The organism is Robinsoniella sp. (assembly GCF_034124845.1).
This window is the reverse complement of the sequence record NZ_JAWYAJ010000246.1, coordinates 1-9,352: the sequence shown is the minus strand read 5'-3', so window position 1 is coordinate 9,352 and position 9,352 is coordinate 1. Positions and strand designations below refer to the sequence as shown.

Sequence of the window (9,352 nt, the reverse complement as noted above, 5' to 3'; positions counted from 1 at the left end):
TGTATAAATTCGGGTCACATCCAGACTGCTGTGCCCAAGTAAGTCCGCCAGTCCTGCAAGATCTCTGGTAAGCTGATAATAAGTCCTTGCAAATAAATGCCGCAGATTGTGAGGAAATATTTTATTCACATCTACACCTGCATCCACAGCGAGCTTCTTCATTTCTTTCCAGATATTACTTCTATTTTTGGGTCTCCCTGACCGTGTCACAAATACACAGCCATTTTTAATCCCTTTTATCTTGGAAAAATAAATCAGTTTTTTTTGTAAACTTTTCGCAAGCAGCAGTATCCGCCGCTTTCCCTTGTTGACAATTTCAATTTTACCGCTGCGAATACGCTCAATGGAAAAATAGGCCAGCTCACTGACCCTTGCACCCGTGGATGCCAATGTCTCGATAATAAGTGCCAATTGATATTTTTGTTTTCTTTTTGCCGCTTCTCTTAATCTTTCATACTCACTTTTTGTCATTTCCTTTTCCCGGTCCAAGAACATCTGCTTTTGTATTTTCAGACGCTTGACTTTAAAATTCCCCAAACCAAGAAACTCTAAAAACTGATTGAGTGCTGCCAGAATAGTATTCACACTTGAAGAAGCATATTTTTCAATAAGTAATTTCTTATAACTTAATATATGTCTTTTACTTATTTCATAATTTCCATCCAAATAACGATAAAATTCTTTAATATCCCTGATATATTTATGCACGGTACCTGCTGCACTTTCTTTTTCATACAGGTGATTTTGAAAAAATTCAATCATATTTGGATTTAAAACTATTTGTTCTGCTTTTGTATTCATTTTACTGCCTCCCAGATTTGTATGCTATTCACTAATTCTAACCCCTTTGGATTTTACTTTCCACTGTTTAAAATTGGTAATATTTACGTTATAAGTTAGTTACTGTCAAAGTTGTATACGTACGCAATTATATCTTTATTTCTGAAATCGTGCAACTGGTCCTGCCAGTAGTAAGAACGCAAAAACAGATGCAGAAGTTCACCGGGAACTTTTGCATCTGTCAGTAAAAATATTTATTTAACCGTTACCTTACATTTTATTGTCTTTCCGCTTCCATCGCCTGCCATGGCGGTAATTGTTGTTCTGCCTCGTCCGGCAGCCTTTACTTTTCCTTTGCTGTCTACCTTTGCCACTTTACTGTTAGCGGAGGACCAGATCAGCTTTTTATATGCCGGCTTCTCCGGTTTTACGATTTCTGCCTTCAGATTAAAGGATTTGCCTTTCTTCAGGGTAAGACTGCTTTTATTGATTTTGAGCCTGGTGATTTTTTTACCGTATATTACTGTAATTTTAGCGCTCTTTTTGCTGCCATCCAGGGCGGTTGCCGTGATCGTAACCCTTCCTTTTGATGCTTTGAACTTCACTTTTCCATTTTTATCTACTGTTGCAGTATTCTTATTTCCTGACTTCCAGGATAAACGCTTGCTGCTGGCGTCTTTGGGATTGATTACAAGGTATTTCTGCAAATTAACGGTCTGGCCTTTCTTTGTGACGGTACAGGCCGGCGTTTTAAACTTCATGCCGGTAATCCGCTGTTTTACGGTAAGCTGGCATGCTGCCCGCATATTTCCGTCAGCCGTAACCGCTGTAATCGTTGTCTTTCCGGCTTTCACACCAGTCACTACACCATTTTGATCCACTCTGGCTATTCCGTTATCTGCGGATTTCCAGGTTAATTCTTTACAGGTGGCATTGGACGGCTGGATGTCTGCCTTTAATACCGTTTTTTCTTTTGTATAGAGGGTGGCTGTATTTTTATCCAGCCGGATACTTTTTACCGGGACTGTCTGAATGTCTTTGTTTACAGTCACTTTACAGACCGCACGAATATTGGGATTCACTTTTGTTATTGCTGTAATCGTAGCGTTACCAGGTCCTGTCGGGGTTATTTTCCCGTTTTCCACTGTAGCTGCTTTTTCATTGCTGCTAACCCACTGGATCTCTCTGTCATCTGTGGTATCTACCGGATTATAAGTAACTTCCAATTGAACCGGGGCATCTCCTTTTTTCATGATTATGCTATCCTTACTCAGATGAATACTTTCTAACGGAACTTCCACATCTCCATAGGTATCTATAATAAATGCTGACTGGACGGAATCCAGTGACAAATTGATTTTCGTCACTTCTTCTCCATTTTCCATTCCTCTCTCAAAGTCTGCCGGCTTTTGTTTTCCTGTTTTGGGATCCCAAAGCAACGGTTTTTTCATCCTTCCACGAAGCGTAACCACACTTTCAACTGACACGTCGCTGGAGTTCACAAAGTAATAGACATCCCGTCCATCCTTTATTTTATGTATGTAAGTAAAACTACCTCCCGGAAGCTGATCGGCTACATTTTCTACGGTAACATCGGCTACCAGAAGCATTTCATCTATGGATTTCCCCAGCGTCTCCGTATAATTGCCTCCAAGGAATACTGCCCGACCGCCATTTTCATTGGTTTGGTCTCCCAGTCCGATGGGGTAGTCTTTGGGGCATGCCAGGTTAAATCCTTCTTCTCCGTAGATCTCAAATTCCTGAATGGATACACTGTCGGATACAATGGTATCAATATACAGACGAATTTTATTCGTCGTTACCGGCTGTCCAAACTGAACCTCCTGCTGCTGACCGATTTCTGTTCCCTCCGCGGCATCCTCCCAGGAATTTCCATCCCAGTACTGGATCCGGAATTTAGTGGTACGGTAGGGATTATTCTCCTTGATGACTACTTTTTCTACGGTTACCGCTTCTTCAAATTCAGCCATCAACCACTGGTCTCCCCCTGAAAGGTCTGCGGCGTTCCATCTGCTGCCATCGGAAGCAATCTTATCAAATGCCTTTTCCGGACCGTAATTATCATTGAAACTGGAAGACGCACTGTACTGGATAACCGGTAGTTCCGGGTTTATTTCCTCCGGAGTTATGCCAAACATCCCGGTGATGATATCCACCACTTCCTGATTTTTTCCGGGTTCCGCTGACTGTGAAGGCAGTTGTGTCGTTGCGATAACCTGTCCACCAGCATCATAGAAATCTTTTACTTTTTTCAATGCTTCCAGACTGATCGTTTCTGCCCCCGGCATGATGATCACTTTATAAGCTTCCGGATATTTTTCATTATTCAGGTTAAATGTACTGCCATCCACACTGCAATTTTCTGCAACTACTTCCGGGTGTAGGAATGTATAGTCTTTTCGGATTGCAGACATCAGATATTCCCCAACTTCCATATAATCTGCTTCCTCCGGTGCTACACCCATATAAGGATCTCCAACACCGAACATGGTATGGGCTTCCAGGGTATCAATTGGATAAAGCACCCCTATATCCGCTCTATGGCTGCCCTCCTGCAAAAGTCCCTGCACCCGCCCGATATACTCGTTATAGACAGGCAGTTCCGGACCATACTGCTCGCTGCGATAAGAAAGCTCCGGCGGATTATCAACCGCCTGAGTATTGTTCTGCCAGATTGCATGTGGTACTACGTAGTTAATTCCCCGGGTAAACTGGTTCATAATATCTTTATACAGCACCGGGATTCCCATTCCTTCTCCCATAGCGCCATAAGTTTCACTCATAACCAGGCCCTTATCCCAGTTGTTTGCCGAAGAACTCACAAGCTTGTACGCTTTCAGGGCACGGTCATAGAAACTGATCTCATCCACCCCGGGTATATCCTGGTATTTAAATACCTTCATCATATCCCCACTGGACTGTACCGGATTTATATTTTCCTCCTGGTCCATATGTCCAGTCAGCTTAATCCCATGGTCGTTACACCAGTCATTCATATTTTTGATATACTGGGCAGCGAACAGATCCGAACGGAAGGAGAACAGCTCACTTCTTGCCGATGCCGTATCTTCCCCGATGTCATACCACAGAGCCGGATACAGTGTAATGGGATTATAACCTTTGCTCTCTGCGAACAATTCGTTAAACTTACCGGTCCAGGTTCTCCCCTGTGCATGATAAAGGGGAGGTTCATCATAAAATACACTGTCAATTACCGTACCAAAATATTCCGAGAAATTCTCGTAGTATACATCATGGGTAATATTGATAAATGCATCTACCGACTCTTTGCTGAGATAATCAACCAACCCCCGACTGTTCGTATCATCTTTTACGCTTGCGAAGGTCATCACTTTCCATGAACCTCCTGGTGCATCCCAGGTGACATGGTCATAGCTCTCATCTGTATTTTTAGGCGGCACCACCTCACTGGAGCCGTTATAAAATTTAACTTCCTTAATGGACACCGGCTCGTGGTCTGCCCCACCGCGGTTGTGAACGATCAGACGGAAACGCTGTGCCGTGGTCTGTGGAATACTGATTACCTTATATTCGCCAATTGTAGTTCCGGCATCCAGCTCCTCCCACTCTGTTCCGTTATAATACTCCATCTGGTATTCATTAATCCTGTTTAATGCTTCGTAAACTTCTATCCTGTCGATTGTCACGTCATCCGGGAAATAAGCCTCCAGCCACTGATCCACCACTTTGCCGCTAGCTGAATTCCAACGGGTATTCAGATCACCGTCAAAAGCCTCCTCCGCATTAAAGTGCTGATCCTGAATGGCTGGATGAAAACTGGATGCATAGACACCAGGACCTATTTCCTCATAAATAACAGCTTTGTCAGAAATATCAATTATTTCTTTCGTTTCGTTATTCATTGCCACAGCTCCCAGATAAGTACGGTATTCACCCTGTGGAATCCGAACGGTCACTTTCCCTTCTTCTTCCACATCTTTTTCCTGTTTATCCAGCCGCTTCAGCGTGGCTTCCGGATACTTGGATGCCAGCATTCCCCCTGCCGGCCCGCTGGGGAACCCGTCCTCATCATAGAGACACATCTTCATGCCCAGTTCTTCAGCCGTTTCCAAAGCGTATCCGTACAAATCCAGATACTGATCACTCATATAATTATCCAGCCAGTTGGGCAGAATCCCAAAACCAAGATATCCACTCTCATTCTTAGAATGTACCATAATTTCCCGAATGTCTTCCTTAGTGATATCACTCAGGCTGCGGGTTGGACTGTTCCAGAACCAAAGCGGTCTGGATTTACTCTCATACGGCGGCACTTGAAAGGTCTCATACAACGGATCCATCTCACCTAAAATTTTTTCTTCTTGCTCATTAAATGCATAACTTGTAAAACCGCTCTGAAGTGCAATCATTACGCTGAGCAATAATGCTATTTTCTTTTTCACTGCAATCCCTCCATTACATTTTTAATAATCTTAAATATAACCGGTTTATACTTATAACCATTATATTTAGGAATGAAAGCTTGTTCAATAGCTTATCTTGTTAAAAAATACGAGGATCTTGCAGGACGTGTCCGGAACGTAAGCTTCGGGTATCAACTCCAGCAAATCCTCCAACGCATTTGGATTGCTGACCTGCCCCAAATCTAGCCCTTTTAAAACATTTTGCAGCGCCCATGCCAGCTGCGGCGGCCTGGCTTTACCAGCCATATATCCTTTTAACCGCTTGTATGATTATTTAAAAAACTGCTTCATTATTTCATCTTTCGTAATATATTTATCCCGTTTTATCATATATGTTCTGACACATTCCTTGGCATGTGCCTCTTCCCGCGCCTTTTTCTCCTCGTTCCGGAAAACGGAAGCACCAAATTCTATCAGCTTCTTCTGTACCGCTTCCACATCCATATCTTTTGGCTGGATTTCCTGAATGGCGCACAGCCCAGCCAGGACACCGGAAGCCTGCCCAATTCCCATAATACCTCCCTGGGTGCGGTAAGAACCATGTGCTTCACTGGTACCGGAAATACATCTTCCACTTAAAACCATACCATCAATACCCATTGGAATAAGACAGCGCATGGGAATGTCATAGGTATCTTTTAGTTCAACCCAGCAGCCGCCCTGGCTGCCTTTCGTATATCCGGAAGCGCCATCCGGGTTGTGGATGTCCATTGGAAAATAGCCTCTGGACACAACATCCCAAAACTTTCTCCCTTCTTCTGCATCTTCTCCCGTGAGGGTATAAAGTCCCTTAATATGTCTGGTTTCCCGCACCCCCACTTCGTTGCTGGTAACACTGACGTAGGATTTTTCAAATCCGGGCACATATTTAATCATAAATTCTGATACCGATTCAATCTGACGTCTGCCCTCAATCTCACTGAGTGCTTTTTCCTCCGGATTGGAAGCGTCATAACCGCTCACTCTGGTAGCATTAAAGTGAATACTTCCCGGATGAATTCCATTTAGGACAATGACACTGTCTCTGCCAAAATGCAAATCCCCTGCTTCCATTGCCTTTTTCACCAGTTTCTTAAAGCCTTGAGCCACAAAATAGTGCTGTTTCAGCCTGTCGCTGTATTCCCGAATGGGAACCAGGTCTGACTTCCATTCAAAGTCCTCCGGATTCTCATATATGTAATCGTAGACCTTATCAGTATCCACATCCACCATTTCAAACATGGCGGAACCAGGCTGTGCCTTTCCTGTGTTCTCATTTCCATATACATATTCTGCTCCAGCCATAACTGCCGCGTCACCGTCTCCGCTGGCATCTACTAATATTTTGCAGGCAAATTCCCTTGTTCCCGACTTTGTAACAGCGGTCACTCCCCTGACACAATTTCCATCTTTTTTCACCTGGCTGATAAACGCATGATAATAGATTTGAACACCGGCATTCAAGAGCATTTCTTCTGCCACATATTTGTATTTCTCCCGGTCATAAAAGCCCAGATATGCACCGCTGCCATATGGATCAAGTGCTTTTAGATGTCCGGTGCTTCCATGTACCTTTATTAATTCATCCATAAATTCCTGGGGAATCCCATTGATCACCTGCTCATCTCCAAAATGGAAGGGGGAAATGGGACCTAATACGGAATTTGTCGCTGCCCCTCCCAGAAATCCGTTTCTCTCAATCACCAGTGTACCAGCTCCTGTTCTGGCACTTGCCAGGGCAGCCATGATTCCAGCCGGCCCTCCGCCTACAATAATCACATCATATTCTTTCTGAAACTGTTTCACCATAATATTTCCCCTTTCCTACAGTCCGTTTTTCTCGTTATACCAGTTTGCTGTTTCATCTAATGCTGCCTTCGCATCTGCGCCGTTAAATACAACATTCTGCGCCGCCTGTACCAGTTTCACAGAAAGCTCCGAATAATCTTCCGGATAGAATTCCACTGAACCGGTGGCTGCATATTCGTTCCACATTTTTAATTCATCATAGTTGTCAAGAGCCTTGATCTCTTCATCATCATATACACTGGAAAGAACCGGAAGTACATTTGCTTTCAGCCACTTAACCTGATTTTCTTTCGAATAGAAGGTTTTGATAAAATCAAAGGCTGCGTCTGTATTTTTACAATATTTACCGATTCCAAGACTCTGCCCTGCAACCACTGCCGGACTCTCCACTCCATCTTCAAATCCGAGGATCGGAGCGGATGCAATTTTAGCATTTAACTCCGATGAGCGAATGGCTGCTGCCCTTTGGGTTCCTGCATTGCAGGAAAGAATGGTGCCTGCCTTAAATGCATCTACCACATCATCTACTCCAAGGCTTAGGGTTGAGTTATCCATCGCTCCCTTGTCAACCAGACTCTTCATGTATTCCAGAACTTTCACTCCTGCATCATTATTGAACACAGCTTTTCCATTGTCATCAAACAGGCTGCCCCCTGCTGATCTCAGGAAGGGTATAAAGGATTCCATGAAGCTGGCTGCATTACTCCCATCCGTAAGCCCAATTACAAAGCCCTGCTCCAGAGCGGTTGACTTAGCCCCCGCCGTATCAGCCAAATCACTGAGGGATTTGGGCACATCTCCAAATACATCGGTGCGATACCAATAGGTAAAGGTACGGCTTTCCCAGGGCAGTGTGTAAATTTCACTGTTAATTTTCAGGCTGTCAGCAGAATAAGTATAGCCTTCCATCTCAGGAATAAATGCTTCGGCATATTTCGTCATCGTCTGCACCGTACCGCCTGCAATGTGCTGTTTCAGCATATCGGTGTAAATATTGATGATATCCGGTCCGGTTCCTGCTGCAGCCGCCTGTATCGCCTGGGATTCAAATTTGCTATAGTGGATACTTTCAACAGTCACGGTATTTCCCATGGTATTATTCTTATTATAATCTTCTACAATTTCTTTCAAAACCACATTTCTGGGATCCTCAGCAGATTCGGGATTTAAGAAAATCCAGAAGATAAGATCTGTTCCACCATTTGCTTCATTTTCTGTTTTAGCAGAAGTTTCTGCTCCGGTGCCTGTCTGATCTTCCTGTGCAGGATTTTTCTTTGTCTCCTGCCCGCATGCCATTAGTCCTGTAGTGAGAACCAGTGCTGCAATCACGCTCATTGCTTTCTTCATCTTCATATTCTTCTTCTCCTTTATAATATAAATTTTTATACTCGATCAACCCTTGACCGCCCCCGCTGCCATTCCGTCTACAAATTTCTTCTGAAGACAGACAAATAAAATAATAATTGGAATTATGGTAATCATCACAGCTGACAATAATTCCCCCCACTGCACACCGTATTGTGTAATATAGGAATATAAACCAACGGATACCGTCCTTAGTTCCTCTTTTGTTACAAAGGTAAAGGATACCAGGAAGTCATTCCACACATAGACCGCTGTAAGCAATGCACTGGATACAATGCCAGGCTGTGAAATCGGAACTACAATCCGGTAAAACGTCCGCAGTCTTGAACACCCGTCAATCAATGCCGCTTCTTCGATTGCTTCCGGTGTGGATTCAAAAAATCCTTTTAATATCCAGGTAAGCATGGGAGTTCTCCAGGCTGTATACACCAGTACCAGCATAAACCTCGTATTATAAATACCGATTTTTACAGCAATTATATAAAGGGGTATTAACAGGGCTACTGCCGGAACCATGCTGGTCATCAGAATGGCAAACATAAACTGTTCTTTATGTCTGATGTGAAATCTCGCAAGTGCATAGGCTGCATGCCCCGCAATTATGGTAGAAATAATGACACACAGAAACGTGATTATGCAGCTGTTCTTAAAGTATGTTGAAAAATTTGATAAAAATAAAACTTTATAATAATTTGCCATGTCAATGGCTTCCGGAAAAATAGTTGGCGGAAACCGGCTGATTTCCCCGGTACTTTTTAATGATGTCAGAAATCCCCATAAGATTGGAATTATCATGACAATAATAAATATCCCTAAAATCAGATAGGTCAAAAACAGGGACAGCCTTACCTTTGTCTTTCCTCTCATCTTATCTTCTCCTCTCATTGCCTAATCTTCTTTAGGCGTTTGCAAAACGCCATAAGCCTTGATTTTGCAGGCTTTTTTACTGTTTA

Annotated in this window: 6 protein-coding genes; all 6 read right to left on the bottom strand. The window is 43.3% G+C overall.

Translation table 11 applies throughout. The annotated features are described in order from the left end of the window. Nucleotides 1-801, bottom strand: an 801-nt coding sequence (locus ACH2DQ_RS12170; RefSeq protein WP_395026887.1) for a tyrosine-type recombinase/integrase, incomplete at its 3' end; no start/stop codon positions are given. A gap of 233 nt (nucleotides 802-1,034) precedes the next feature. Beyond that, a complete protein-coding gene (locus ACH2DQ_RS12165; protein ID WP_394913379.1) occupies nucleotides 1,035-5,225 on the bottom strand; it encodes an Ig-like domain-containing protein in 4,191 nt (1,396 codons plus the stop codon). 84 nt (nucleotides 5,226-5,309) lie between these two features. Further along, nucleotides 5,310-5,492 carry a hypothetical protein gene (locus ACH2DQ_RS12160; protein ID WP_394913378.1) on the bottom strand — a complete coding sequence of 61 codons (183 nt, stop codon included), beginning with the start codon at nucleotides 5,490-5,492 and terminating at the stop codon, nucleotides 5,310-5,312. Nucleotides 5,493-5,516: 24 nt separating this feature from the next. Further along, nucleotides 5,517-7,034, bottom strand: a complete 1,518-nt coding sequence (locus ACH2DQ_RS12155) for an FAD-dependent oxidoreductase (protein WP_394913377.1) — start codon at nucleotides 7,032-7,034, stop codon at nucleotides 5,517-5,519. Nucleotides 7,035-7,049: 15 nt separating this feature from the next. Continuing rightward, nucleotides 7,050-8,387 (bottom strand): ABC transporter substrate-binding protein, encoded by a 1,338-nt coding sequence (locus ACH2DQ_RS12150; RefSeq protein WP_394913376.1) that lies wholly within the window; start codon nucleotides 8,385-8,387, stop codon nucleotides 7,050-7,052. A gap of 39 nt (nucleotides 8,388-8,426) precedes the next feature. Beyond that, nucleotides 8,427-9,266 (bottom strand): carbohydrate ABC transporter permease, encoded by an 840-nt coding sequence (locus ACH2DQ_RS12145; protein ID WP_394913375.1) that lies wholly within the window; start codon nucleotides 9,264-9,266, stop codon nucleotides 8,427-8,429. Nucleotides 9,267-9,352 lie beyond the last annotated feature (86 nt).

Coding starts and splice junctions, on each gene's coding strand:
- ACH2DQ_RS12145 (WP_394913375.1), bottom strand. CDS start 9,266: ATGAGAGGAAAGACAAAGGTAAGGCTGTCCCTGTTTTTGACCTATCTG.
- ACH2DQ_RS12150 (WP_394913376.1), bottom strand. CDS start 8,387: ATGAAGATGAAGAAAGCAATGAGCGTGATTGCAGCACTGGTTCTCACT.
- ACH2DQ_RS12160 (WP_394913378.1), bottom strand. CDS start 5,492: ATGGCTGGTAAAGCCAGGCCGCCGCAGCTGGCATGGGCGCTGCAAAAT.
- ACH2DQ_RS12155 (WP_394913377.1), bottom strand. CDS start 7,034: ATGGTGAAACAGTTTCAGAAAGAATATGATGTGATTATTGTAGGCGGA.